The 23,764-nt window shown below is 72.1% G+C and carries 22 protein-coding genes and 1 riboswitch; of the genes, 15 read left to right on the top strand and 7 right to left on the bottom strand.

From position 1 onward, the window contains the following. Window positions 1-41: 41 nt before the first annotated feature. A riboswitch (SAM riboswitch) is annotated at window positions 42-158 on the top strand. Between the two features lie 172 nt (window positions 159-330). Next, window positions 331-1,731 (top strand): aminotransferase class V-fold PLP-dependent enzyme, encoded by a 1,401-nt coding sequence (locus ACZ4IF_RS00910; protein WP_467558360.1) that lies wholly within the window; start codon window positions 331-333, stop codon window positions 1,729-1,731. Between the two features lie 61 nt (window positions 1,732-1,792). Here ACZ4IF_RS00910 and ACZ4IF_RS00905 read toward each other — a convergent pair whose 3' ends face one another. Together ACZ4IF_RS00905 and ACZ4IF_RS00900 are read right to left on the bottom strand one after the other, a co-directional pair. Further along, window positions 1,793-2,074: an Lrp/AsnC family transcriptional regulator gene (locus ACZ4IF_RS00905; protein ID WP_028803252.1), complete on the bottom strand. Its 282-nt coding sequence runs from the start codon at window positions 2,072-2,074 to the stop codon at window positions 1,793-1,795. 42 nt (window positions 2,075-2,116) lie between these two features. Next, on the bottom strand, window positions 2,117-2,893 hold the full coding sequence (locus ACZ4IF_RS00900) for a rhomboid family intramembrane serine protease (RefSeq protein WP_467558357.1): 777 nt from the start codon (window positions 2,891-2,893) through the stop codon (window positions 2,117-2,119). Between the two features lie 153 nt (window positions 2,894-3,046). Between ACZ4IF_RS00900 and ACZ4IF_RS00895 the strand changes: the two genes are divergently transcribed. The 5 genes from ACZ4IF_RS00895 to ACZ4IF_RS00875 all read left to right on the top strand — a co-directional run bounded on the left by ACZ4IF_RS00895 (window position 3,047) and on the right by ACZ4IF_RS00875 (window position 8,529). Next, entirely contained in the window at window positions 3,047-3,286 is a 240-nt protein-coding gene (locus tag ACZ4IF_RS00895; protein ID WP_028803251.1) for a hypothetical protein, read from the top strand. A 34-nt stretch (window positions 3,287-3,320) separates the two neighbouring features. Continuing rightward, entirely contained in the window at window positions 3,321-4,670 is a 1,350-nt protein-coding gene (locus ACZ4IF_RS00890; RefSeq protein WP_359491379.1) for an NYN domain-containing protein, read from the top strand. Between the two features lie 304 nt (window positions 4,671-4,974). Beyond that, complete coding sequence (locus ACZ4IF_RS00885) at window positions 4,975-6,009, top strand: C40 family peptidase (RefSeq protein WP_467558355.1); 1,035 nt, start codon at window positions 4,975-4,977, stop codon at window positions 6,007-6,009. A 240-nt stretch (window positions 6,010-6,249) separates the two neighbouring features. Continuing rightward, complete coding sequence (locus ACZ4IF_RS00880; protein WP_467558353.1) at window positions 6,250-7,272, top strand: C40 family peptidase; 1,023 nt, start codon at window positions 6,250-6,252, stop codon at window positions 7,270-7,272. Between the two features lie 51 nt (window positions 7,273-7,323). Beyond that, window positions 7,324-8,529, top strand: coding sequence for a hypothetical protein (locus ACZ4IF_RS00875; protein ID WP_467558351.1), 1,206 nt, complete (start codon window positions 7,324-7,326; stop codon window positions 8,527-8,529). On the opposite strand, the gene ACZ4IF_RS00870 is transcribed toward ACZ4IF_RS00875, so the two are convergent. Beyond that, a complete protein-coding gene (locus ACZ4IF_RS00870) occupies window positions 8,501-9,034 on the bottom strand; it encodes a PadR family transcriptional regulator (protein WP_467558349.1) in 534 nt (177 codons plus the stop codon). The genes ACZ4IF_RS00875 and ACZ4IF_RS00870 overlap by 29 nt on opposite strands. 186 nt (window positions 9,035-9,220) lie before the next feature. On the opposite strand from ACZ4IF_RS00870, the gene ACZ4IF_RS00865 reads away from it, so the two are divergent. Then, the gene (locus tag ACZ4IF_RS00865; RefSeq protein ID WP_467558347.1) at window positions 9,221-10,531 is read left to right on the top strand and encodes an MATE family efflux transporter; all 1,311 of its coding nucleotides are present in this window, start codon (window positions 9,221-9,223) and stop codon (window positions 10,529-10,531) included. Here the strand turns inward: ACZ4IF_RS00865 and ACZ4IF_RS00860 are convergent. Beyond that, complete coding sequence (locus tag ACZ4IF_RS00860; protein WP_467558345.1) at window positions 10,492-11,733, bottom strand: glycosyltransferase 87 family protein; 1,242 nt, start codon at window positions 11,731-11,733, stop codon at window positions 10,492-10,494. The genes ACZ4IF_RS00865 and ACZ4IF_RS00860 overlap by 40 nt on opposite strands. 192 nt (window positions 11,734-11,925) lie before the next feature. Between ACZ4IF_RS00860 and ACZ4IF_RS00855 the strand changes: the two genes are divergently transcribed. Beyond that, a complete protein-coding gene (locus ACZ4IF_RS00855) occupies window positions 11,926-13,068 on the top strand; it encodes a glycosyltransferase family 4 protein (RefSeq protein WP_359491367.1) in 1,143 nt (380 codons plus the stop codon). A gap of 397 nt (window positions 13,069-13,465) precedes the next feature. Here ACZ4IF_RS00855 and ACZ4IF_RS00850 read toward each other — a convergent pair whose 3' ends face one another. Further along, complete coding sequence (locus tag ACZ4IF_RS00850) at window positions 13,466-15,262, bottom strand: AMP-dependent synthetase/ligase (RefSeq protein WP_467558343.1); 1,797 nt, start codon at window positions 15,260-15,262, stop codon at window positions 13,466-13,468. Between the two features lie 296 nt (window positions 15,263-15,558). On the opposite strand from ACZ4IF_RS00850, the gene ACZ4IF_RS00845 reads away from it, so the two are divergent. The 6 genes from ACZ4IF_RS00845 to ACZ4IF_RS00820 all read left to right on the top strand — a co-directional run bounded on the left by ACZ4IF_RS00845 (window position 15,559) and on the right by ACZ4IF_RS00820 (window position 21,285). Then, the gene (locus ACZ4IF_RS00845; protein ID WP_467558341.1) at window positions 15,559-16,356 is read left to right on the top strand and encodes a metallophosphoesterase family protein; all 798 of its coding nucleotides are present in this window, start codon (window positions 15,559-15,561) and stop codon (window positions 16,354-16,356) included. A 124-nt stretch (window positions 16,357-16,480) separates the two neighbouring features. Then, complete coding sequence (locus ACZ4IF_RS00840) at window positions 16,481-16,924, top strand: SRPBCC family protein (protein ID WP_095933775.1); 444 nt, start codon at window positions 16,481-16,483, stop codon at window positions 16,922-16,924. 480 nt (window positions 16,925-17,404) lie between these two features. Further along, window positions 17,405-18,574, top strand: a complete 1,170-nt coding sequence (locus tag ACZ4IF_RS00835) for an ArsA family ATPase (RefSeq protein ID WP_467558338.1) — start codon at window positions 17,405-17,407, stop codon at window positions 18,572-18,574. Window positions 18,575-18,675: 101 nt separating this feature from the next. Next, window positions 18,676-19,146 (top strand): DUF5304 domain-containing protein, encoded by a 471-nt coding sequence (locus ACZ4IF_RS00830; RefSeq protein ID WP_467558336.1) that lies wholly within the window; start codon window positions 18,676-18,678, stop codon window positions 19,144-19,146. Between the two features lie 54 nt (window positions 19,147-19,200). Further along, the gene (locus ACZ4IF_RS00825; RefSeq protein WP_028803236.1) at window positions 19,201-20,154 is read left to right on the top strand and encodes an ROK family glucokinase; all 954 of its coding nucleotides are present in this window, start codon (window positions 19,201-19,203) and stop codon (window positions 20,152-20,154) included. Window positions 20,155-20,532: 378 nt separating this feature from the next. Continuing rightward, a complete protein-coding gene (locus ACZ4IF_RS00820) occupies window positions 20,533-21,285 on the top strand; it encodes an endonuclease/exonuclease/phosphatase family protein (RefSeq protein WP_467558333.1) in 753 nt (250 codons plus the stop codon). Between the two features lie 7 nt (window positions 21,286-21,292). On the opposite strand, the gene ACZ4IF_RS00815 is transcribed toward ACZ4IF_RS00820, so the two are convergent. Together ACZ4IF_RS00815 and ACZ4IF_RS00810 are read right to left on the bottom strand one after the other, a co-directional pair. Then, window positions 21,293-21,979, bottom strand: coding sequence for a hypothetical protein (locus ACZ4IF_RS00815; protein ID WP_467558331.1), 687 nt, complete (start codon window positions 21,977-21,979; stop codon window positions 21,293-21,295). Continuing rightward, window positions 21,972-22,781, bottom strand: coding sequence for an alpha/beta hydrolase (locus tag ACZ4IF_RS00810; protein ID WP_426675845.1), 810 nt, complete (start codon window positions 22,779-22,781; stop codon window positions 21,972-21,974). The genes ACZ4IF_RS00815 and ACZ4IF_RS00810 overlap by 8 nt, the downstream gene beginning before the upstream one ends. Before the next feature lie 179 nt (window positions 22,782-22,960). Here ACZ4IF_RS00810 and ACZ4IF_RS00805 point away from each other — a divergent pair, with 179 nt between their 5' ends. Next, window positions 22,961-23,740, top strand: coding sequence for a lysophospholipid acyltransferase family protein (locus tag ACZ4IF_RS00805; protein WP_359491354.1), 780 nt, complete (start codon window positions 22,961-22,963; stop codon window positions 23,738-23,740). The last annotated feature ends 24 nt before the right edge of the window (window positions 23,741-23,764 follow it).

Below are 23,764 nucleotides of genomic sequence, written 5' to 3'. Positions count from 1 at the left end.
CGCCTTGCACGTCGAAGATCTTCTGGCAAGATGCTGTACCAGGTCATGAGCGACAGCCATCAGGCCCCGGCCGGCTGTCCGGCAACCCTCCGTCCGTGGCGGGGTGCCCCGGGTGAAGACCAGGCCGTAGGCAGCGAGGTCTACGGCAAGCGCGGACCCCTCGTGTCACCAGGGGTCCTGGTCGTTCGAGGGAGCCTTCTGTGAGCAAGCGAATGCGATAGGGCGTCGAGCCCCGCCTCCGCGTACCCCTTTCACCTTTTTCCCGCGTCGAGCCGTACCTCCGTGCACCGGCCGCGCGGTGATTCCGCCTGCCTCTCACAGGAGCTCGCCATGTCTGTCACCACCGTTGCCGCCGACCAGTCCGTTTGTGCCCCTCTGGCCGTTCTCGGGCGAGATGTCACCGTCCCGCTCGTGACGGGCGGCGAGGTCACCTACGCCGCGCTCGACTACGCCGCCAGCGCCCCGGCCCTCCAGCGGGTGTGGGACGACGTCGCCGCGTACGCCCCGTACTACGGAAGCGTGCACCGCGGGGCCGGCTACCTCTCGCAGCTGTCCACCGACCTGTTCGAGAACGCCCGCCGGACCGTCGCCGAATTCCTCGACTGCCGCTCCGACGACCAGCTCGTCTTCACGCGCTCCACCACCGACTCGCTCAACCTGCTGGCCGCCACCCTTCCGGCCGACTGCCAGGTCTTCGTCTTCGAGACCGAGCACCACGCCTCGCTGCTGCCCTGGCGGGACGCGCAGGTGACGTACCTGAACGCCCCGCGCACCCCCGAGCAGGCGGTCGCGACGCTGGAGCGGGCCCTCGCCGACCGGGAGCCTTCCCCAAGCTCTCGGCTGCGCTCGAGCAGGGGAGGCCCCTATGGCCCGGCCCTGGTCTGCGTCACCGGCGCCTCGAACGTCACCGGCGAACTCTGGCCGGTGCGCGAACTGTCCGCCGTCGCGCACGCCCACGGCGCGCGCATCGTGCTGGACGCCGCGCAGCTGGCCCCGCACCACCCGGTGTCGGTGCGGGACCTCGACGTCGACTGGGTCGCCTTCTCCGGGCACAAGCTGTACGCACCCTTCGGCGCCGGCGTCCTCGCGGGCCGCGCCGACTGGCTGCGGGAGGCCGACCCGTACCTGGCGGGCGGCGGCGCGAGCCGCAAGGTGTCACGGCGCGAGGACGGCGGTGTGGACGTGGAGTGGCACGACACCGCCGCGCGGCACGAGGCCGGTTCGCCGAACGTCATCGGCGCCTACGCGATCGCGTCCGCGTGCAGGGCACTGACCGAGGCCGGCTTCGACACGCTGGTCGCCCGCGAGCGGCACCTGATCGACACGGTCCGCGCCGGTCTCGCCGACGTGCCCGAGGTGCGGGTGCTGTCGCTCTTCGGCGACGACGCCGCGCGCGTCGGTGTGATCTCCTTCGTCGTCGAGGGCTGGAACAGCTCGCACTTCGCCGCGGCGCTCTCCGCCGAGTACGGCATCGGTGTCCGCGACGGCCTCTTCTGCGCCCATCCGCTGGTCAGGACCCTGCTCGGCAGCGACCCGCAGACCCAGGGGGAGTGCGGGGCCCCGGAGGCCGCGCCCGGCGAGAAGTCCCTCAACGCGATCCGCGTCAGCTTCGGCGCGGGTACCCCCGACGAGCACGTCGAGCGCTTCGTCACCGCGGTGAAGGAACTCGTGCGGGACGGCGCGAAGTGGCGGTACCGCACGGAGGACGGCCGCTGCGTGCCCGCGGTCTGAGCGGGGTTCTCGTCAAGGGCCGCCCGGCGACCGGGCGGCCCTTCGTGCTGCGGTCACACGATCAGGAGTCGAGCCCGATCGCGAACGCCGCCTCCAGGTCGTGCTGGGAGTAGGTGCGGAACGCTACGTGCGTGTCCGTGGCCTCGACGCCCGGAATCTTGCTGATCTTGCCGGGGATGACGTCCGCCAGGTCGTCGTGGGCCTGCACCCGGACCATCGCGATCAGGTCGTACGTACCCGTGACGGAGAAGACCTCGCTGACGGAATCCAGCGCGGCGATCGACTCGGCGATCTCGGGGATCCGGTCCACGCTGGTCTTGATGAGGACGATCGCGGTGATCACGGCTGGTTCTCTCCCTCGGGGGCCGCTGCTGAGGCTCTCACCCTACTCGCGGTCCAATCTGCCCGGTCGCCGCGCCGGGGGTCCGCCGTGCGGCCGGGCCGTCGCCGGGGGCGGTGTCCCCTCGGCGGACCCGGCGGCCGTCCGGCCGAACCGCAGCCACGCGTAGCCGAAGCCGAGTGTGAAGCCCACCAGATGGGCCAGATAGGCGACCCCGGGGCCGCCGTCGTCCTGGCCCGCCGCCAGCCACTGGAGGATCACCCAGAAGGGCAGCACCACCCAGGCCGGAAAACGCAGCGGCAGGAAGAAGAGGAACGGCAGGAGACTGGTCACCCGGGCCGTGGGGAACAGGTACAGGAACGCGCCGAGCACCGCGGAGATCGCCCCGGAGGCGCCGACCAGGGACTGCTGCGACTCCGCGTTGGCCGCGGCGTAGCCGAGGAGCGCGAGGTAACCGCAGCCCACGTAGAAGAGGGCGAACTGCAGATGCCCCATGCGTTCCTCGGCCATCAGCCCGAAGACGAAGAAGAAGAGCATGTTGCCCAGGAGATGGAGCCAACTGCCGTGGATGAAAAGGGCCGTGGCGGGGGTCAGTGCCTCGCGCGCGGCTCCGTCGAACAGATCGCCGGGGACCACGCCCCAGCGCCGGAAGTAGGCACGCTGCGCGGTGGCCAGCGTGTCCCCGGTGCCGTAGACCGGGTTGAGGCCGGACGCCGGACCGATCACGAAGATCAGACAGCACAGGGCGATCAGCCCGTACGTCACCGGCGCCGACTGACCCCGTACCGCTCTGCCGACCGTCGTACTCCATTTGCTGATCATGGTGCAGAGCATGGCGTAACGGGACGGATGAACACAGACCGCCTCGCCGCGGTGGACGGCGGAGCGTCGGGGAGCCGCCAGGCCGTAGGGTTACGAGCCACATGCACCAGGAGACTGGCGCTGGACGGACACTAGAAGGAAGCGGACTGCCTCATGACGGTTCCCCTGCCGGACACCAAGACGCGCTGGCGCTGCACTCTGTGCGGCAACCTCACGCGTTTCGACGTGACCCGCTCGTCGAAGGTCGTCGAGTATGTGCACCTCGACCTGGCCGGTGAGCCGAAGGTCGAGGAGCGCGAGGTGGTCAGTGAGACCATCGAGTCGGTCCGGTGCCGCTGGTGCAACGCGGTGGACCAGGTGGAACTGGTGGACAGGCCGGGCGCCGGCTCCTGAGGGAGCGGGCCCCGCACAGACATTGGGGTGACGGATGGTGGAGACCACAGGCGGGGAGCCGGACGACGGCGCCGCTGAGGTGCTCGACCGTCCGCTGCCCGACGGCGTGCGCCGCCGCGTCGTGCAGATCGTCTCCGACGGCTTCGGCGGGCTGACCGTCGGTGAACTGCCCGCCCAGTTGCGGCAGTATGCGCGGTTCGCCCCCAATCGGCGGGCCAAGTTCGCGGGGAACGCCATGGCGGCGGCCCTGGAGACGGACACGCTGTTCAGACAGCGCATCGCCGAGAAGTTGAGAGAGGCGCAGCCGGAGATCGCCGGTGCCCTCGACTCGGGCGCGCCGCCCCCGGCCGCGGATCCGCTGGACGTGGCGGCCGCGGCCTATGTGCTGCGCCCCGCGGGCTGGGTGAAGCTGGTGACGGCCGCCGGCGAGGAAGCCCTGCGCGCGGACGCCGAGCGCGCCGACGAGGAGACCCGGGCCGAGCTGGAGCGGCTGCGGGCGGAGCTCGCCGAGGCCCGCGGCCAGACCAGGGCCGAGACGGAACGGCTGCGCGCGGAAGTGGAGTCGGCGAAGAAGGAAGCGGAATCGCTTCACCGCAAGCTGCGCGGGGCCCTCAGTGACGTCAAGCGCGGCGAGGCGGCCCTGCGCAAGCTCCAGGGCGAGATGGACGGCGTACGGGCGGAGGCGCAGGCCCAGGTGTCCGCCTCCGACAGCGAGGCCCGGCGGCTCAAGGCGCGCCTCGGCGAGGTCGAGGCCAATCTGGAGGCGACACGGCGGGCGGCGCGTGAGGGCCGCAGCGTCGAGGACATGCGGGTGCGCCTGCTCCTCGACACGGTGCTGGACGCCGCCCAGGGGCTGCGGCGTGAACTCGCCCTGCCGCCCGTGTCGGTGCGGCCGGCGGAGACCGTCGACGCGGTCGAACCGGGACGAATGACGCCAAAAGACATCGCTGCTCGCGCGCTGTCCGAGAACGATCCCGCGATCCTCGACCAGCTGCTCGCGCTGCCGCAGGCGCACCTGGTCGTCGACGGCTACAACGTCACCAAGACGGGCTACCCGCAGATGCCGCTGGAGAAGCAGCGGCTGCGGCTCCTCGGGCAGCTCTCGCAGCTCGCCGCGCAGACCGGCTCCGAGGTGACCTGTGTCTTCGACGGGGCCGAACTGGCCGCGCCGGTGCTGCTCGCGCCGCCGCGCGGGGTGCGGGTGCTGTTCTCCAAGCCCGGCGTCACCGCCGACGAGTTGATCCGTCAGCTGGTCCGTGCGGAGCCTCCGGGACGGCCGGTCATCGTGGTCTCGACCGACCGTGAGGTGGCCGACGGCATCGCGAAGGCGGGTGCCCGGCCGGTGGCCTCCGCGGTGCTTCTCAAGCGCTTTTCGCGCGGCTGACCATCTGCGGCCTAAGACTCATAGGCAACGTACGTCCCATGCGTAACGTCCGGGCGTGATGCCCGAATTGGCGTGACCTTCACGCAACGTAGCGTCAGAGCCACATCACTGCATGTGAGTTGCCGGCAAAGAATGCGCTCGGTGACCGAGATTTTTCCTATGAGGATTTGAACTGATCACAGGAAGGTCACTAGGGTCAGGCCTCGAACCTCCGCTCGGGTGATCACTCATTGGGAGTGACGGTGGAGGGGCACCGCCCGTCGCACATTCGGCAGGCGGCTGGAGGAAGAAGGAGCTCGCCTTCGTGGCGTCCCACCGTCGACCCAAGCAGCCGAGCCGCACCCGTGTGACCGTGCTCACCACCGCCGCCGCCGCTGCCGTGGCCCTCAGCGCCAATGCCGCCAATGCCGCGCCGAGCGAGAAGCCGAGCAAGGACGAGGTCAAGTCGAAGGTCGACAAGCTCTACGAGGAGGCCGAGAAGGCCACCGAGAAGCTGAACGGCGCCAAGGAGAAGCAGGAGAAGCTGCAGAAGCAGATCAGCTCCCTGCAGGACAACGTCGCCCGCGGCCAGGAGGAGCTCAACGAGCTGCGCGACGGCCTCGGTTCGATGGCCAGCGCCCAGTACCGGACCGGCGGCATCGACCCCTCCGTGGCGCTCTTCCTCTCCTCCGACCCGGACGACTACCTCGACAAGGCGTCCGCGATGGACCAGCTGAGCGCTCAGCAGGTCGAGGCGCTCAAGAAGGTCCAGGAGAAGCAGCGTTCGCTCGCCCAGCAGCGTTCCGAGGCCTCCGAGAAGCTCAAGGACCTCGCCGACACCCGGACGGAGCTGGCCAAGAAGAAGAAGGAAGTCCAGGGCAAGCTCGGTGAGGCGCAGAAGCTCCTCAACACCCTGACGGCCAAGGAGAAGGCGGCTCTCGACGCCGAGCAGGCCCGTGCCAGCCGCGCCAGCGAGCGCAGCGCCCTGGGCGGCTCCAGCACCCCCGCCTCCGGCCGTGCCGGTGCCGCGTTCAGCGCGGCCCAGAGCAAGATCGGCTCGCCGTACGTCTACGGTGCCTCCGGCCCCAGCTCCTTCGACTGCTCCGGCCTCACCTCCTGGGCCTACGCCCAGGCCGACGTCGCCATCCCGCGCACCTCCCAGGCGCAGGCCAACGCGGGCACGCGCATCTACTCGCAGAGCGACCTCCAGGTCGGCGACCTGGTCATCTTCTACGGCGACATGCACCACGTCGGCCTGTACGCGGGCAACGGCCAGGTGCTGCACGCCCCGCGCACCGGCACGGTCGTGCGCTACGAGTCGATCGGCAACATGCCCTTCCAGTTCGGCGTCCGCATCTGACGCACGCCTCCCGACGAGCCCTCGCCGAAGCATCGGCGGGGGCTCTCGTCACTCCGCCCAAACGGGCGAATTGCGGTACCGCCCGCTGACCCCGCGACCCGTCCGTGACCTGCGTCTGAGGCGGGGCGTCACTTTTTGTGTGCCCGCAGAGACCTTTGGCCGTCGCGTAGTCGCGCGGCTACTGTCTGGCGCGTTTCCCCCAATCCGGGGGACCGTCAGCGGAAGGGAGAGCGGCCACCCGTGGGGTTTCATCGCCGCCTTGCACCGTCCGGCTTCGACCGGGGCGTCGGCGCCTTCGGCCTCGCCGCCTGCGTGATGTCCGCGGCGGCCGCCGCACTCGGCGCCCTGCCCGCCTCCGCGGCACCGCAGGACGACACCCGGGCCGAGGTGGACCGTCTGTACACGCAGGCGGAGAAGGCCACCGAGGCGTACAACAAGGCCGAGGAGCGGGCCGACTCCCTGCGCGAGCAGGTCGGCACGGCACAGGACGAGATCGCCCGGCAGCAGGAGCGCATCAACACCATGCGGGACGCGCTCGGTTCGCTCGCGGGCGCCCAGTACCGCTCCGGCGGCCTCGACCCCTCCCTGGCGCTGCTGTTCTCCGACGACCCGGCCGAGTACATCGACAAGGCCGCCGCGCTCGACCGGATCAGCTCCCACCAGGCCGGTGAGCTCAGGGATCTCCAGTTCGCGATGCGGGAACTCGCGCAGAAGCGTGAGGAGGCCACCGGCAAGCTCGCCGAACTGGAGAAGAGCCGCAAGGCCGTCGCGCGGCACAAACGGACCGTGGAGCGAAAGCTCGCCGAGGCGCGACAGCTGCTCAACTCGCTGCCCTACGCCGAACGTGCCGCCTACGACCGGGCGTCCCGCTCCGGCCGCTACGACCTGCCCGACCTCGGAGACGCCGTCCCGTCCTCGGCCCGCGCGGCCGCCGCGGTCGCGGCGGCCCGCTCCGCGCTGGGCCGCCCCTACGTCTGGGGCGGCAACGGGCCGGGCGGCTTCGACTGTTCGGGCCTCATGCAGTGGTCGTACGCGCAGGCCGGGGTCGGGCTGCCGCGCACCTCGCAGGCCCAGCGGTACGCGGGCCGACAGGTGCCGCTCTCCCAGGCGCAGCCCGGCGACCTCATCGCCTACCGCTCCGACGCCAGCCACATCGCGATGTACATGGGCAACGGCCAGGTGATCCACGCCCCGTACCCCGGTGCTCCGGTGCGGTACGACCCGGTGGGCATGATGCCGGTCTCGTCGGTCACCAGGGTCTGACCGCGGCCCGACCGGAGTCCGAAGCGCCCGGGCCGCCGTACGATCGGGAACGTGGCTGGTCGAAGGCGTGCGTCGAGAGCGGGACTCTCCCTGGTGCTGCTGCTCGCCGTGCTCGTCGGCTGCGGCGGCCGGGCGTCCTCGGACACCGTGTCGGCCGAGGTGCAACGGGTCCTCGACCTGCGGGCCGCCGCGGTGCTCGCCCGGGACGAGCCGGCCTACCGGGCGACCGGGCGGCGGGCCGGCGCCGACCCGGACTTCGCGAACCTGCGCGCCGTTCCGCTGGAGTCCTGGGCGTACCGCGTGACCGACGTCCACCGCACCGGCGACCGGGCCACGGCCGACGCCCAGTTGCGCTACCGCATCGAGGGGTACGACGCCGCGCCCGTCACCGTCGGCCGCACCCTGCGCCTGGTCCGCGCCGGCGGGACCTGGTACGTCGCGTCCGACGAGCCCGCGAAGAAGGCCGGCGAACAGCTGTGGGAGCAGGGGCCGGTGACGGTCGTGCACGGCGAGCACAGTCTGGCGCTGGGGGTGGGGCAGTCCGCCGAGCGGCTGCGCGACTACGCCGGGCTGGCGGACCGTGCGGTGCCCGCCGCGTCCGGGGCGTGGGGCACGGACTGGTCGCGGCACGTCGTCGTGCTCGTGCCGAAGTCGCTGGAGGGCATGGCCGGGCTGCTCGGCGCCCCGGCGTCCGGGTACCGGGGGATCGCGGCGGTCACCACGGGTGAGGCCGGCGGGTCCGGGGAGGCGCCGGCGGACCGGATCATCGTCAATCCCGACGCGTTCGGCGTCCTGGGCGACTTCGGCAAGCAGGTCGTGCTCACCCACGAGACGACCCATGTCGCCACCCGCGCCCACACCTCGGCGGCCACACCGCTGTGGCTCTCCGAGGGGTACGCGGACTGGGTCGGCTACCGCGGCAGCGGGCGGACGGCCCCGCAGGTCGCTCCGGAGCTGGAGCGTGCCGTGCGGGACGGGAGCCTGCCGGCCGCGCTTCCTGGGGACGGGGACTTCGGTTTCAGCGGGGACGCGGCGCGGCTGGCACGGGCGTACGAGGGCGGCTGGCTGGCCTGCCGGCTGATCGCGGACCGGTGGGGCGAGGTCCGCCTGAACGACTTCTACCGTGCCGTCGGCGACCACGAGAAGCGCGCCGGTGCGGTCGAGGACGCACTGCGCGACGTGCTGCAGACGACGCCGGAGCACTTCACGGCGCAGTGGCGGGACTACCTCAGGGCGCAGTTGCCTCCAGCCGGGTGATCGCCTCGGTCAGCCACGCCCGCTCCGCCTCGCCCGTCGCACGGGCCACCCGCAGCATGCCCTCCCGGAACAGGTCGCCGCTGTCCTCGGCCCGCACGGGCTCGCCGTCGCGGTAGAAGAAGCTCGCCGGCGTCCTCAGGAAGTCCAGCCTGCGGCGCAGCACCGCGGCCTGCTCCTGCCGGTCGGGCAGGTGGCGCAGGAAGGCCAGCAGGGTGTTGAACCGCACCTGGTCGGTGATCTCCGCCTGCTTGGGGTGGCGCAGCCGCTCCAGCAGGTCCTCGCGCCCCCGGTCGGTGAGGGACAGGATGCGGCGGGGGGCCGCGCTGCTGCCGGGCGCCGTGCGCTGGTCCAGCTTGCCCGCGTCGACCAGGCGCGTGATCGCGGGGTAGAGGGCCCCGTCGCTGACCGGGCGGACATGGCCGCTGAGGGCCTTGATGCGCTCCTTCAACTCATAGCCGTGCAGCGGTTCTTCGGACAGGAAACCGAGGATCGACAGCTCCAGCACGCGGCGGCTCCGTGGTTGCGGGTCTCTTGACGCCATGGTACCTCTTATCGAGCTACCTCGAAACGAGATAGCTCTGATCGAGGTGCCGCGGCGGACCGCATCCGCCGGGCGCCCGTACCGAGGCAGGCCCGCCGGACCTGCCCGCCCAGGGAGGCCCGCCGGGCCGTCCGCACCGAGGGAGCTCCTGTGAACGCGCACCGCAAGCAGCTCATCGCGCTCGCCCACCCCGTCTACCTCTCCCTGCTCGCCTCCGTCGCCTCCGGGGTCATCAACACCCTCTGGGTCTCCCGGCTCGGCGGCGCCGCCGTGGCGGCCGTCGCCGTCGCCACCAACACCGAGAACGTGCTGCTCGGCATCGCCCTGGTCTTCGCGTCCGGCACCACCGTGCTGGTCTCGCACGCCCGCGGGGCCCGGGACCCGGGCGAGGTCCGCGCGGCCGTACGCGGGGGATGGGCACTGTGCGCCGTGGTCACCCCCACGGTCGTCGCCGGCGGCCTGCTGCTGCGGGAACCGCTGGCCCGGCTGGTGCTCGGCGGTGACGGGACGGCCACGGTGCTCGCCGTGCAGTACTTCGCGATCTCCCTGCCGGGCATCGCGGTCTTCTTCGCCCAGAACCTCGTCGACGGCATCCTGAAGGGCACCGGTGACACCCGCACCCCGATGCGCCTGGCCCTGCTGGCCAACGGTCTGATCCTCTGCCTCGACCCGCTCCTCATCCACGCGTACGGCGTCCCCGGCGCCGCCGCCTCGACCGTGCTCTGCCGCTGCGTGGCCCTGGCGGCCGGGCTGCGCGCCCTGCGCCGGAACGCCCTGCTGCGCGAGGCCGCCCCGACCTCGCCCGCACGGTCGGCCGCCGCCGCCCTGCGCCGCACCCTGCGGACCGGGCTGCCGATGTCCGCCGACTTCACCGTGCGGCAGGGCGGCGCGCTGGTCCTGGTCGCGATCGTGGCCCGGCTCGGGGTGACGGCCGTCGCCGCGTACTCCATCGCGTACAAGGTCATGTACGTCGCCACCATGGCGTTCTACGCGGTCCGGCAGGCCGCCTCGATCCACACCGCGCACACCCGCGGCGCGGGGCGTGACGAGCGGGGCGCCATCGGTCGGCAGGCCGTGCTCGTCTCCGGCGCGGCCGGCCTGCTCGCCGCCGGTCTGCTCGGCGCGCTGGCACCGTGGATCATGCGGGCCTTCGGCGCCGGTCCCGACGTCGCGCACGACGGTGTGCTGTTCCTGCGCTGCGTCGGTCCGTACCTGCTGCTGATGGCCTGCTGCATCGCGCTCGGCGGGGTCTTCGAGGGGAGCGGGGGAGCGCCGGTCCTGCTGCGGGTCACCCTGCTCGGCACCGCGGTCCAGCTACCGCTCGCCTACGTCCTGTCGGGGCTCGGACTGCCCGGGATCTGCCTCGCCCTCGCCCTGTCCATGACGGTGCAGTGCGCGGCGCTGGGCGTCTGGGCCCGGCGTCAGGAGGACGCCAGGCTCTCCTGGGTGCGGGCCGCCTGAGAGGGCACCCTCGGCGCGGGGTCGGACACCGTGCTCCGCCACAGCTCCAGGGCGGCCAGCACGGTGGCGATCACCAGCAGGCCGTTGCGCGCGAACAGGAGGCTCACGCCCAGCAGATCGCTGCCCACGACGTGCGAGAACCAGACCGGGAACTCCAGGACGGTCACGAAGCACGCGGCCAGCACCAGGACGACCGGCAGGACCATCCCGCTGCGGCGGAAGCACAGACAGACCGCCGCGAGCCCGACCAGCCACACCATGTACTGCGGGCTGATCACCCGGCTGGTGGTCGTGAACATCAGCACCGCCACGAACGCGGCGTCCGCGAGCGTGTGCGGCAGGAACCGCCTGACGCGCAGCCGCCACAGCAGCAGCCAGCCGAAGGCGAGCCCGGTGAGGACCAGGGCCGCCGTGCTCACCACGTCGACGTACGGGCCGAGGAACTCCACCGACCCGTAGTTGAGCAGCACCTGACCGTCCCAGCCGTGCCCGCGCGCCACGTGGAAGACCAGGGAGCCGAGCGACTCCACCTCGGTGCCGCGGTCGCGCTGGAACGTCAGGAAGGAGAACGCGCCCGGCATCGCCAGGCCGAACACGGCCGCGATCACCGCGGCCGTCGCCGCGGCCGCGGCCCAGGCCCGGCGCCGGACGGCCCCCACCAGCAGCAGCACCGGCCACACCTTCACCAGTGCGCCGAAGCCGGTGAGCATCCCCATGATGCGGGGGTGGCGCGCACCGGCGAGCAGCGCGGCGACCGCGACGGACGTCACCATCACGTCGTAGCGGGCGTACACGGTCGGACCGAGCAGCGGTACCCCGACCGCCCACACCCAGGCCCCGCGCAGGGTCTTGCCGGGGCGCAGGCCCGCGTAGAAGAGCAGGGCGAACACCACGAGGTCGGCGACGCAGGCCAGCACGAAGAACGCCTGCGCGTAGCCCAGGGTGGGCAGCAGCGCGGGGGAGAGGATCGCGAGCGCGGCGGCCGGCGGGTACTGCCAGGTGACGTCGTCCAGCGGGAAGGTGCCGTCACGCAGGACCTCGTACCAGCCCTGGTAGATCACGAACACGTCGCTCGTGACGTCGGGGCCGGGGAAGACGTACACCTTGAACACGAACAGGAGCAGCAGCACTCTGGTCAGGGTCCAGGTCCCGAGCAGCGCGAGCGGTCCGTACGGGAACCACGCCCCCCTAGTGCCCGTCATGCCCACCTGGTCCTTGTCCGTCCCGAACGTATGTGCTGTGCTGCCGTGGTCCCGCACGGCCCGCGGTCGCGTCGTCGCGGAGCCCGCTGCGTGCCGCGTGCGCCGTGGTCATGATGTCGCGCCGCCCTGTGCGCGAGCCGTCAAGCGCGGCCGTGCGGAGCTGTGAGTATAGGTTCGATAGTGTCGAACACGATGCACAAGACCTTGATCGTGACGAACGACTTCCCGCCCAGGCCGGGCGGCATCCAGGCGTTCCTGCACAACATGGCGCTGCGCCTGGACCCCGAGCGGCTCGTCGTCTACGCCTCCACCTGGAAGCGCGGACGCGAGGGCGCCGAGGCCACCGCCGCCTTCGACGCGGAGCAGCCCTTCACCGTCGTGCGCGACCGCACGACGATGCTGCTGCCCACGCCGGGGGCCACCCGGCGGGCCGTCGGACTGCTGCGCGAGCACGGCTGCACGTCGGTGTGGTTCGGGGCGGCGGCGCCGCTCGGCCTGATGGCGCCGGCGCTGCGCCGGGCCGGCGCGCAGCGGATCGTGGCCACCACCCACGGGCACGAGGCCGGCTGGGCGCAGCTGCCCGCGGCCCGCGGACTCCTGCGCCGCATCGGCGAGTCCACCGACACGATCACCTACCTCGGTGAGTACACCCGCTCCCGGATCGCCTCCGCGCTGACCCCCGAGGCCGCCGCGCGCATGGTCCAACTGCCGCCCGGCGTCGACGAGAAGACCTTCCACCCCTCCTCGGGCGGTGACGTGGTCCGTGCCCGGCTGGGCCTGACCGACCGCCCCGTCGTCGTGTGCGTCTCGCGTCTCGTGCCGCGCAAGGGCCAGGACACCCTGATCCTCGCGATGCCGCGCATCCTCGCCAAGGAGCCGGACGCGGTGCTCCTGATCGTCGGCGGCGGGCCCTACGAGCGGGACCTGCGCAAACTCGCGTACGACACCGGTGTCGGCGAGGCGGTCCGGTTCACCGGGGCGGTGCCCTGGTCGGAACTGCCCGCGCACTACGGCGCCGGGGACGTCTTCGCGATGCCCTGCCGTACGCGGCGCGGGGGCCTCGACGTCGAGGGGCTCGGCATCGTGTACCTGGAGGCGTCCGCGACCGGGCTGCCCGTCGTCGCCGGTGACTCCGGTGGGGCGCCGGACGCGGTGCTCGACGGCGAGACCGGGTGGGTGGTCCGCGGTGGCTCGCCGTCCGAGACGGCCGACCGTGTCGTCACCCTCCTCGGTGACTCCGAGCTCCGCCGCCGCATGGGTGAGCGGGGGCGCGCCTGGGTCGAGGAGAAGTGGCGCTGGGACCTGCTGGCCGAGCACCTGCGTGAGCTGCTGTAACCGAGCACCTGCGTGAGCTGCTGTAGGGGTTGCTCGCCCCCTCCGCCCCTGCCCGTCCCGTTGTCCTGGGGGCTGCCGCCCCCAGACCCCCGCTGCGGCCTGGACGGCCTCGTCCTCAAACGCCGGACGGGCTGAATCGGCCCCTCCGGCGTTTGAGGAGCGGGGTCCGGGGCGGAGCCCCGGGTGTGGGACGGGTAGGGGCGGCGGGGCGAGGTTCCTCGCTCTCGGAGGCTGTGCCCCGGGATTCCCGCTTCGGCCTGGACGGCCTCGTGCTCAAGCGGCCGACGGGCTGGGATTCCTCGGCGCCGGGGCGGCAGAGGCGCAGCCCCGGGGGAGTGGGAACGCGGAGGGCGCGGGTCCTCGGTGAGGATCCGCGCCCTGAAGACTTCCGAAGGGCTCAGCCCCGGTAGATCGCCTCGATCTCGTCCGCGTAGTCCTTCGCCACCACATTGCGCTTGAGCTTCAGCGACGGCGTCAGATGCCCCGACTCCTCGGTGAACTGCGAAGCGAGGATACGGAACTTGCGCACCGACTCCGCCTTGGACACGGCGGCGTTGCCGTCGTCGACGGCGTCCTGGATCGCCGCGAGGAGATCCGCGTCCTCGCGCAGCGACGCCGCGGTCGAACCGGCCGGCTTGCCGTGCTCGTCGGCCCAGCGGCCCAGGAACTCCTCGTCGACGGTGACCAGCGCGCCGACGAACGGACGCCCGTCGCCGACGACCATGCACTCCGCGACGAGCGCGTGCGCACGGATGCGGTCCTCGATCACGGCCGGGGCGACGTTCTTGCCGCCCGCGGTGACGATGATCTCCTTCTTGCGGCCGGTGATGCGGAGGTAGCCGTCCTCGTCGAGGGTGCCGATGTCACCGGTGTGGAACCAGCCGTCGGCCAGCGCCTCGGCGGTTGCGGCCTCGTTGTTCCAGTAGCCCTTGAACAGGTGCTCGCCGTGCAGCAGCACCTCGCCGTCGTCGGCGATCCGGACGACGGAGCCCGGCAGCGGCTGGCCCACGGTGCCGATCTTCGTCCGGTCCCACGGGTTGAACGCGGTCGCCGCGCAGGACTCGGTCAGGCCGTAGCCCTCCAGCACCGTGAAGCCGATGCCGCGGAAGAAGTGGCCGAGGCGCTCGCCCAGCGGCGCGCCGCCGGAGATGGCGTACTCGCCGCGGCCGCCGAGCACCGCCCGCAGCTTGCTGTAGACCAGCTTGTCGAAGGTCTTGTGCTTGATCCGCAGGCCGAGGGAGGGCCCCGACGGGGTGTCCAGGGCGCGGCTGTACGCGATCGCCGTGTCCGCCGCCTTGTCGAAGATCTTGCCCTTGCCGTCCGCCTGGGCCTTGGCGCGCGCCGAGTTGTAGACCTTCTCGAACACGCGCGGCACACCGAGGATCAGCGTCGGCCGGAACGCGGCGAGCTCGTCGGTGAGGTTCTTGATGTCGGGGACGCAGCCGAGCTTGATCGGCGCCATCATCGGCGCGACCTGCACGAGCCGGCCGAACACGTGCGCCAGCGGGAGGAACAGCAGGACGGAGCACTCGCCCGTGCGGAACAGCGGGCGCAGGCGCTCGACGATGTTGCCGCACTCCGCGAAGAACGCCCGGTGGGTCAGCACACAGCCCTTGGGACGGCCGGTGGTCCCGCTCGTGTAGACGATGGTCGCCGGGTCGTCGGCCTTGGCGAGGGAGCTGCGCTCCTCGACGGTCGCGTCGCTGACGTCCTTGCCGAGCCGGCCCAGCTCCTCGATGCCGCCGGCCTCGATCTGCCAGACGTGCTTGAGGGCGGGCAGCCGGTCGCGCACCGAGTCCACCGCGGCGGCGTGCGCGTCCAGTTCGACGATGCAGGCGGTCGCGCCCGAGTCGCCGAGGATCCACTGGACCTGCTCGGGGGAGCTGGTCTCGTACACGGGCACGGTGATCGCGCCGGCGCTCCAGATCGCGAAGTCGAGCAGCGTCCACTCGTAGCGGGTGCGGGACATCAGGCCCACCCGGTCGCCGGGCTGCACGCCCGAGGCGATCAGGCCCTTGGCCGCGGCGTGCACCTCGGCGAGGAAGGCGGTGGCGGTGACATCCGTCCAGGTGTCGCCGACCTTGCGGGCGATGACGGCCACGTCGGGATGCTGCGCGGCGTTTCTGCGGACGATGTCGGTGAGATTTCCGTCCGCAGGGACCTCGTACAAAGCCGGAAGGCTGAACTCGCGCAAGACTGCTGCTCCTCATAGGGCGCCGACGCCACGACTCTGTGTGATGCGACGGTGCGGTCCAAGGCTCGGGCAGGCACTCAGGTGATCACTTGTTGAAAACCTGAGTACGACTGGACTGCCCGGACGTTACCCGCCGGTATGGCGTCTTCGACAGGGGGTCCCGGCGAGATGTTCTGTGCGTCACACGTGTTGGCGTTCCTTCGCGCACAGTAGTCCACGCAATTCCTGACTAGCCAGTAACCGCAGGTCCGACCGCCTCTATTCACGTTTGCCCCACACGCCTACGCTTGATCGTCATGGCACCCACACCGGTCGGCAACGCGAGGACGCGCATTCATGTGGTCAGCGACGTGCACGGCAACGTCCGCGACCTGGCCCGGGCCGGGGACGGCGCCGACGCCCTGATCTGCCTCGGTGACCTGGTGCTCTTCCTCGACTACGCCGACCACTCGCGCGGCATCTTCCCGGACCTGTTCGGTGTGGAGAACGCGGACCGCATCGTCGAGCTGCGCACCGCCCGCCGCTTCGAGGAGGCGCGCGCGTTCGGCGCCCGTCTGTGGTCGGGCATCGACGCGGACCGGGCCGCCGCCATCGAGAAGGCGGTGCGCAAGCAGTACGCCGAGATGTTCGCCGCGTTCCCGACGCCGACGTACGCGACCTACGGCAATGTCGACATGCCGACCCTGTGGCCGGAGTACGCCGGGCCCGGTACGCAGGTCCTCGACGGCGAACGCGTGGAGATCGGCGGCCGGGTCTTCGGGTTCGTCGGCGGCGGACTGCGGACGCCGATGCGCACGCCCTACGAGATCAGCGACGAGGAGTACGCGGCCAAGGTCGAGGCGATCGGCGAGGTCGACGTGCTGTGCTCGCACATTCCGCCGGAGGTGCCGGAGTTGGTGTACGACACGGTGGCGCGCCGCTTCGAGCGCGGCTCCCGCGCCCTCCTGGACGCGATCCGGCGCACCCGCCCGCGCTACGCCCTGTTCGGCCACGTCCACCAGCCGCTCGCCCCCCGTATGCGGGTCGGGGCGACGGAATGCGTCAATGTGGGCCACTTCGCGGCCACGGGCACGCCGTGGGCGCTGGAGTGGTGAGGCGCCGGAACCGGTGAACCCCAGGTGGGGTGACAGCGCCCGCGGCTGTGCGCGGTAGCCTTCACGCTGCACACACGTGCGCCCCACCCTCCCTCACCGGACCGCATCTGGAGGAGCCACCGCGATGGCGGAACACACCAGTTCGAGCATCACGATCGAGGCGGCACCGGCTGACGTCATGGCGGTGATCGCCGACTTCGCCCGCTACCCGGACTGGACGGGTGAGGTGAAGGAGGCCGAGGTGCTCGCCACCGACGACCAGGGCCGCGCCGAGCAGGTGCGCCTCGTCATGGACGCCGGCGCCATCAAGGACGACCAGACCCTCGGCTACACCTGGACCGGCGACCACGAGGTCTCCTGGACCCTGGTCAAGTCCCAGATGCTGCGCTCGCTCGACGGCTCGTACCTCCTCAAGCCCGCGGGCACGGGTGCCACCCAGGTCACCTACCAGCTGACCGTCGACGTCAAGATCCCCATGCTCGGCATGATCAAGCGCAAGGCCGAGAAGGTCATCATCGACCGCGCGCTGGCGGGCCTGAAGAAGCGCGTGGAGTCGGGCGAGGTCTGACTGCCGGCACCGGCGCGCGGCTACGGCGATCCCGGCGCCGCGGGAGCGGAGCGGGGTGCGCCCGGCGATCTCCGCCGCCGGCGCGGCACCCCCGGCGTCCTGGACACCGCGTCCGGTGAGTCCGGCGGTCTCCGTCGGGAGCGTGACGTCCGTTGCGTCCTGGGGGCCGAGCGCGGTGACTCCGATGGTCTCTCCCGGGAGGGCGACGTCCGTGGTGACCTGGACACCGCGTCCGGTGGGTCCGGCGGTCTCCGTCGGGAGCGCGACGTCCGTTGCGTCCTGGGGGCCGAGCGCGGTGACTCCGATGGTCTCTCCCGGGAGGGCGACGTCCGTGGTGACCTGGACACCGCGTCCGGTGGGTCCGGCGGTCTCCGTCGGGAGCGCGACGTCCCCGGCGACCGGGGGACCGGGTCCGGTGGCCCCGGCAACCGGGGGAGCGCGGTCCGTCGCGCCGGTGCGGCGCAGGTACCGTTCACCCTCATGCGCACCATCCTGATCACCGGCCAGGGCGGCACCGGCCGTACCACCGTCGCCGCGGCCACCGCGCTGCGGGCAGCCCACCAGGGCACCCGCACCTTGGTGCTCACCGCCGACCGCACCGACACCCTGGGTGCGGTCCTCGGCGTTCCGACGGGCCCGACCCCCGTGGAGGCCGCGCCGAACCTCACCGCCTGGCGCCCCGACGCCGCCGCGCGTTTCCGCGAGGACCTCACCGCCTTCCAGCAGCGGGCCACCGCCGCCCTCGACCTGCTCGGCGCCTCCCGCCTGGACGCGGAGGAAGTCACCCCGCTGCCCGGCGCCGAGGAACTCGCCGTGCTGCGCGCCCTGCGCGACGCCGCGCTCTCGGAGGCCTACGAGCTCCTGGTCGTGGACCTCCCGCCGGCCCCGCAGACCCTCGCCCTCCTCGGCCTCCCCGAGGAACTCCGCCGCTATCTGCGTCGGCTGCTCCCTCCCGAGCGCCAGGCCGCCCGCGCCCTGCGACCCGTCCTCGGGCGGCTCGCGGGCGTCCCGATGCCCGCGGAGTGGCTGTACGAGACGGCCGCACGCTGGGACGTCGAGCTGGCCGCGGTGCAGGCGGTCGTCGAGGACAGGGCCACGACCGTACGACTGGTCGCGGAGCCCGGCCCGGCAGGCACCGACGCCGTACGGACCGCCTCCACCGCGCTCGCCCTGCGTGGACTGTCCGTCGACGCCCTGGTCGCCAACCGTGTCCTGCCCGCCGCCACGGACGACCCGTGGCTCGCCGCCCTCGCGGCCCAGCAGCACAAGGCCCTGGACGAGTGGCGCGACACGTACGACCTGCACGCGGTCCCGCACCTGGGGCGGGATCCCCGGGGCGGCGGCGACCTCGCCGAACTTCCGGTGCCCCACGTCAACGCGGCGCCCACCCCGGTCGAGTGGCCCGTCACCGACCGGCTCGCCGATGACGGCGTGCTCGTCTGGCACATTCCGCTCCCCGGCGCGATACGCGACGAACTGGACCTCGTCCGGCGCGGCGACGAACTCGTCGTCACCGTCGGGCAGTTCCGCAGGATCGTCGCCCTTCCGTCGGCCCTGCGCCGCTGCACCGTGGACGGCGCGGCGCTGCGTGAGGGCGAGCTGCGGATCCGCTTCGCGCCGGACCCCGCGCTGTGGCCGCGCGGCAAGTGAGGCGACGTCCGTGGCCCAGCCGATCCGTGCCCCGGACACGGTGAACGGTGTACCCCCGTTCGGGTAACGTCGAAGGCACGAAACGTAGGCAGGAGTCCGCCATGAGCGAAGAGCGCCCCACAACCGACGCCGCTCAGGAGGAGACGGCCGAAGAGGTGCGCGCGGCCGACGCCGACGCCTGGGCGCAGGCGTGCGCCGAGGACCTCGCGGCGGAGAAGGCCCGCCGCCGCGCTCAGTACGGCACGCCTCCCGGCTCGGCCGCCGAGGAACTGCGCAAGCTCGTCGACGCCGTCGCCGACAAGCTGTCCGGACTGCAGTCGCCGCTGTTCGGCGCGGTCGCCTCCGGCACCGCCCAGCAGATGGTCAACCAGGTCGTGCAGCAGGCCAAGGCCGCCGTCGAGCCCGTCCTGGAGCGGAACCCGGACGTGTTCGACCACCTCGCGGCCGCGGGTTCCGAGCTGCTCGCCGCCTACCGCTCGGCCGTCGAGGCCCAGGAGCGGCGCTGGACCACCCGGGACACCGGACCTCGCGACGAGGGCATGGGTCCGGGGGAGCGGATTGACTTGGACTGAAGGCCCCTCGGGTACGGTTGGCCGTAGCGGGGCTCGACCGAAACTGAGGGATTCATGGGACTCACCATCGGCGTCGATATCGGCGGCACGAAGATCGCGGCCGGTGTGGTCGACGAGGAAGGCAACATCCTCTCGACCCACAAGGTGCCGACCCCCAGCACGCCGCAGGCCATCGTGGACGCGATCGCCTCGGCCGTTGAGGGCGCGCGCGCCGGTCACGACATCGTGGGCGTCGGCATCGGTGCCGCCGGATATGTGAACCGCCAGCGCTCGACGGTCTACTTCGCGCCGAACATCGACTGGCGGCAGGAGCCGCTCAAGGCCGAGGTCGAAGCCCGGGTGGGCCTGCCGGTCGTCGTCGAGAACGACGCGAACGCGGCCGCGTGGGGCGAGTACAAGTTCGGCGCCGGCAAGGGTCACCGCAACGTCATCTGCATCACCCTGGGCACGGGCCTCGGTGGCGGCATCATCATCGGCAACAAGCTGCGCCGCGGGCACTTCGGGGTGGCCGCCGAGTTCGGCCACATCCGCATGGTGCCCGACGGTCTGCTGTGCGGCTGCGGCTCACAGGGCTGCTGGGAGCAGTACGCCTCCGGACGCGCCCTCGTCCGGTACGCCAAGCAGCGGGCCAACGCGACCCCCGAGCACGCGGAGATCCTCCTCGCCCTGGGCAACGGCACGCCCGACGGCATCGAGGGCAAGCACATCTCGGTGGCCGCGCGCCAGGGCGACCCTGTCGCGGTGGACTCCTACCGCGAGCTGGCCCGCTGGGCCGGTGCCGGCCTCGCCGACCTGGCCTCGCTCTTCGACCCGTCCGCGTTCATCGTCGGCGGCGGCCTCTCGGACGAGGGCGAGCTGGTGCTCGACCCGATCCGCAAGTCGTACAAGCGCTGGCTCGTCGGCGGCAACTGGCGCCCTGTGGCCGACGTCATCGCCGCGCAGCTGGGCAACAAGGCCGGCCTCGTCGGTGCCGCGGACCTGGCCCGGGAGCCCGACCCGATCATGTGACACGCGCACCGCCTGTGTACGTCTCCGCCCGCCGCGCCCTCCGGGGACGGCGGGCGGTGCCATGCCCGCCCCGCCCTCCAGGGACGGCGGGCGGTGCCATGGCCGCCCCGTACCGCGACCGGATCGTCGAACCGGACGTCGTCCAGTCCAGCTCTCCCACCGCAACGCCGTCCCCGGGGCGCACCGCCGCTCTCCGACCGGGTCGCCCGAGCGGGCGCGCCTTCCTGGTGCCCGATCCGGATCGCCGCCTCGGGCACGCATCGCCGCTCTCCGACCGGACCGCCGCCCCCGGCGCGTACTCCCGCTCTCCGACCGGATCACCGCCCCCCGGCGCGCACTCCCGGTCCCGGGGGGCCGTGGCGGCGTATCTTGATCCGCATGGCGACGACCCCGCTGCCCAACTCCCGTACCGAGCCCGACGGTTCCGCCGTCATCCGGGTGCTCAGCTACAACATCCGCTCGATGCGCGACGACACCGACGCGCTCGCGCGGGTGATCAGCGCCTGCGAACCCGACCTCGTCCTGGTCCAGGAGGCGCCGCGCTTCTTCCGCTGGCGCAAGAAGCTGGCACGGCTCGCGGCGGCGTCCGGACAGGTGATCCTCTCGGGCGGGGCCACCGCCGCCGGCCCCGCACTGCTCTGCTCCCTGCGGGGGACGGTGGAACGCACCGAGGACGTCCTGCTCCCGCTCACCCCCGGCCTGCACCGGCGCGGCTTCGCCACCGCGGTGGTGCGCTTCGGGAGGGCCCGCCTCGGCGTCCTGAGCTGTCACCTCTCGCTCCAGAAGGACGAGCGGTACGAGCAGGGCGGCATGCTCCTCGACCGTCTCGCCGGCCTCGGCACCCCGTATGCCGTCGCGGGCGGAGACCTCAACGAACGCCCCGGCGGACCCACCTTCACGCGCCTGGCCGGCACGCTCCAGGACGGGTGGACGACCTGCCCCTGGGGTGCCGAGCACACCTCCACCCCCACCGACCCGCACCAGCGGATCGACGCGATCTTCGCCACGGCCGGCGTCGAGATCCTGGGCTGCGGGGTACCGCTCGGCCTGACCGGCGTGACGGAGGAAGACCTGAGGGCGGCCACGGACCATCTGCCCGTACTGGCCGCCCTCAAGGTGCCCGCGTCCTGAGACGCGCTCAGACCACCGCGCCCCGGCCGGGGTCGTCCTCGTCCTCGTCGTCGGTCTTCATCCGCATCACCAGGGTGGTGAAACCGCCCAGGAAGCCGCCTATGCCGAGGGTGGCGAGCCACCAGGTCATGTCCCAGCCGAGGAGCACCGCAAGCAGCAGGAGCACCGGGCCGCCGAGCACGGCGAGCCAGGCGAACTTGGCGGTCGCGTCCGCAGCCGGCAGCGGGGGCGGCTCGGGCGGCACGAAGTGGCCCTCGTCGTCCTCGTCGAAGTCGTCGTCGGAGGGCTCGGACGCGCGGTAGTCCCGCGGGCCGCCCACACCGGGAGCGAACGCGACCGAGCTGCCCAGCGGCTTCGCCGGGGACGGCTCGTCCCCGGCGGGCCTGTCCGAGGATCCGGTCCCCGCGGCGCTCTTCTCGCCGTCGTTCTTCTCGCCGTCGTCCGGGCCGTCGTTCGTCTCCGGGTCGAGGAGCGCGAGGTCCTCGACCGACTTGAACGGCTTCGCGCCCGGCGGGTCCGGCGGTTCCTCCCCGTACCCCGCGACGATCGCCTGCCACGCGGCGTCCTCGTCGAAGGGCACGCTCTGCTCCTCCGGCGACCCGCCGAGGGCATCACCGGACGACCCGCCGAGGGGCTCCCCGACCGGGATGCCCTTCTCCTCGGAGTCGCCGCGGTCCGCGTCGTACTCAGCCACCGGTGGCCGTCCCTTCCTGCTGACCCAGCCGGCCCGTGCCGGGCTCCTTGCCGACAGCGGGCGCGAGCCGGGCGATGAAGGCGTAGCTCTCCTCGAAGATCCGGTCCGCGTCATGGTCCAACGTCGCGACGTGGTAGCTCTGTTCCAGCAGGATCTCCGTGACGTCCGTGGACGACACCCTGCTCAGGACACGGGCCGAGTCCGCGGGCGGCACGACATGGTCCTGCGGGCTGTGCAGCAGCAGCAACGGCTGGGTGACCTGGGGCAGCTCACCGTCGACCTGCCGGTAGAAATTCCGCATCGAGTGCGCGGAGTGCAGGGGCACCCGGTCGTAGCCGATCTCCTGGGCGCCCTCCTTGGCGATGTCGCTCGTGATCCCCTTCACGGTGGGCACGAGGTGGCGCAGGACCGGGAGGGCGTGCGCGGCGAGGCCGTGCACCTTGTTCGCCGGGTTGACGACCACGACGCCGGTGACGTCGTCCCCGTGCTTCGCGGCCAGCCGCAGGGCCAGGGTGCCGCCCATCGACAGACCGAGGACGAAGACCTGGTCGCACCGGTCCTTCAGGGCACGCAGCTCGCGGTCGACCTCCGCGTACCAGTCCTGCCAGCCCGTGAGCTGCATGTCCTCCCAGCGTGTGCCGTGCCCCGGCAGCAGCGGCAGCGCGACGGTCAGGCCGCGCTCGGCGAGAAACTCCGCCCAGGGCCGCAGCGACTGCGGGGACCCGGTGAAACCGTGGCAGAGGAGGACGCCGACCTCTCCGCCCTCGCGGCGGAACGGCTCGGCTCCAGGAAGGACCGGCACCTTCGGTCTCCTGTTCATCAGGCGGGCGGAACGGAACGAACGGAACCCCCGAGACTTCGAGGCGTACTTCACCGTACGCGACCGCACTGACACCGACCAGGGTCGTCGGACCCTTTGACGGCGCTCCGGGTTAAGGTCTGACCGACGACACAGGAGGCACTCGGTTGATCTACGGCGCAATGAAGTTTTCCATCGGAGGGCCGCTGAAGCTCGCCTTCAGACCCTGGGTGGAAGGCCTCGAGAACATCCCCGCCGAGGGCCCCGCGATTCTGGCGAGCAATCACCTGTCCTTCTCGGACTCGTTCTTCCTGCCCGCGATGCTGGACCGCAAGGTGACCTTCATCGCGAAGGCCGAGTACTTCACGACGCCCGGCCTGAAGGGCCGGATGACGGCCGCCTTCTTCAAGGGCGTCGGGCAGCTTCCCGTCGACCGCTCCGGTGCGCGCGGCGCGGGCGAGGCGGCGATCAAGAGCGGTATCGAGGTCATCGAGCGCGGTGAGCTGTTCGGCATCTATCCGGAGGGCACGCGCTCCCCGGACGGCCGTCTCTACCGCGGCAAGCCCGGCGGCCTCGCGCGCGTGGCGCTCGCCACCGGCGCCCCCGTCATCCCGGTGGCGATGATCGACACCGAGAAGATCCAGCCGCCGGGGAAGGTGATGCCCAAGCTGATGCGCCCGGGCATCCGTATCGGCAAGGCGCTCGACTTCAGCCGGTACGTCGGCATGGAGCACGACCGTTTCGTGCTCCGCGCGGTGACCGACGAGGTCATGTACGAGATCATGAAGCTCTCCGGCCAGGAGTACGTCGACATGTACGCGACGGCCGCCAAGCGGCAGATCGCGGAGGAGGCGAAGGCCGAGAAGGAGGCGGACAAGGCGGCGAAGGCGGCGCTCGCGCAGGCCGCGAAGCAGGCCGCCGGGGAATCCGGCCAGGGGGACAAGGAACGTTCCGGCTCCTAGTAGCGTCCGTGAGGACGTCGGGGA

This window comes from Streptomyces sp. NPDC025784 (genome assembly GCF_055558435.1).
Note: the sequence above shows the minus strand (reverse complement) of the source record. Positions and strands in the feature narration are given on the sequence as shown.

Bases quoted from the DNA above. Each gene is read 5' to 3' on its own strand.
- ACZ4IF_RS00910 (WP_467558360.1), top strand. From the start codon at position 331: ATGTCTGTCACCACCGTTGCCGCCGACCAGTCCGTTTGTGCCCCTCTG.
- ACZ4IF_RS00900 (WP_467558357.1), bottom strand. From the start codon at position 2,893: ATGATCAGCAAATGGAGTACGACGGTCGGCAGAGCGGTACGGGGTCAG.
- ACZ4IF_RS00895 (WP_028803251.1), top strand. From the start codon at position 3,047: ATGACGGTTCCCCTGCCGGACACCAAGACGCGCTGGCGCTGCACTCTG.
- ACZ4IF_RS00890 (WP_359491379.1), top strand. From the start codon at position 3,321: ATGGTGGAGACCACAGGCGGGGAGCCGGACGACGGCGCCGCTGAGGTG.
- ACZ4IF_RS00860 (WP_467558345.1), bottom strand. From the start codon at position 11,733: ATGACGGGCACTAGGGGGGCGTGGTTCCCGTACGGACCGCTCGCGCTG.
- ACZ4IF_RS00855 (WP_359491367.1), top strand. From the start codon at position 11,926: ATGCACAAGACCTTGATCGTGACGAACGACTTCCCGCCCAGGCCGGGC.
- ACZ4IF_RS00845 (WP_467558341.1), top strand. From the start codon at position 15,559: ATGGCACCCACACCGGTCGGCAACGCGAGGACGCGCATTCATGTGGTC.
- ACZ4IF_RS00840 (WP_095933775.1), top strand. From the start codon at position 16,481: ATGGCGGAACACACCAGTTCGAGCATCACGATCGAGGCGGCACCGGCT.
- ACZ4IF_RS00835 (WP_467558338.1), top strand. From the start codon at position 17,405: ATGCGCACCATCCTGATCACCGGCCAGGGCGGCACCGGCCGTACCACC.
- ACZ4IF_RS00830 (WP_467558336.1), top strand. From the start codon at position 18,676: ATGAGCGAAGAGCGCCCCACAACCGACGCCGCTCAGGAGGAGACGGCC.
- ACZ4IF_RS00825 (WP_028803236.1), top strand. From the start codon at position 19,201: ATGGGACTCACCATCGGCGTCGATATCGGCGGCACGAAGATCGCGGCC.
- ACZ4IF_RS00820 (WP_467558333.1), top strand. From the start codon at position 20,533: ATGGCGACGACCCCGCTGCCCAACTCCCGTACCGAGCCCGACGGTTCC.
- ACZ4IF_RS00805 (WP_359491354.1), top strand. From the start codon at position 22,961: ATGAAGTTTTCCATCGGAGGGCCGCTGAAGCTCGCCTTCAGACCCTGG.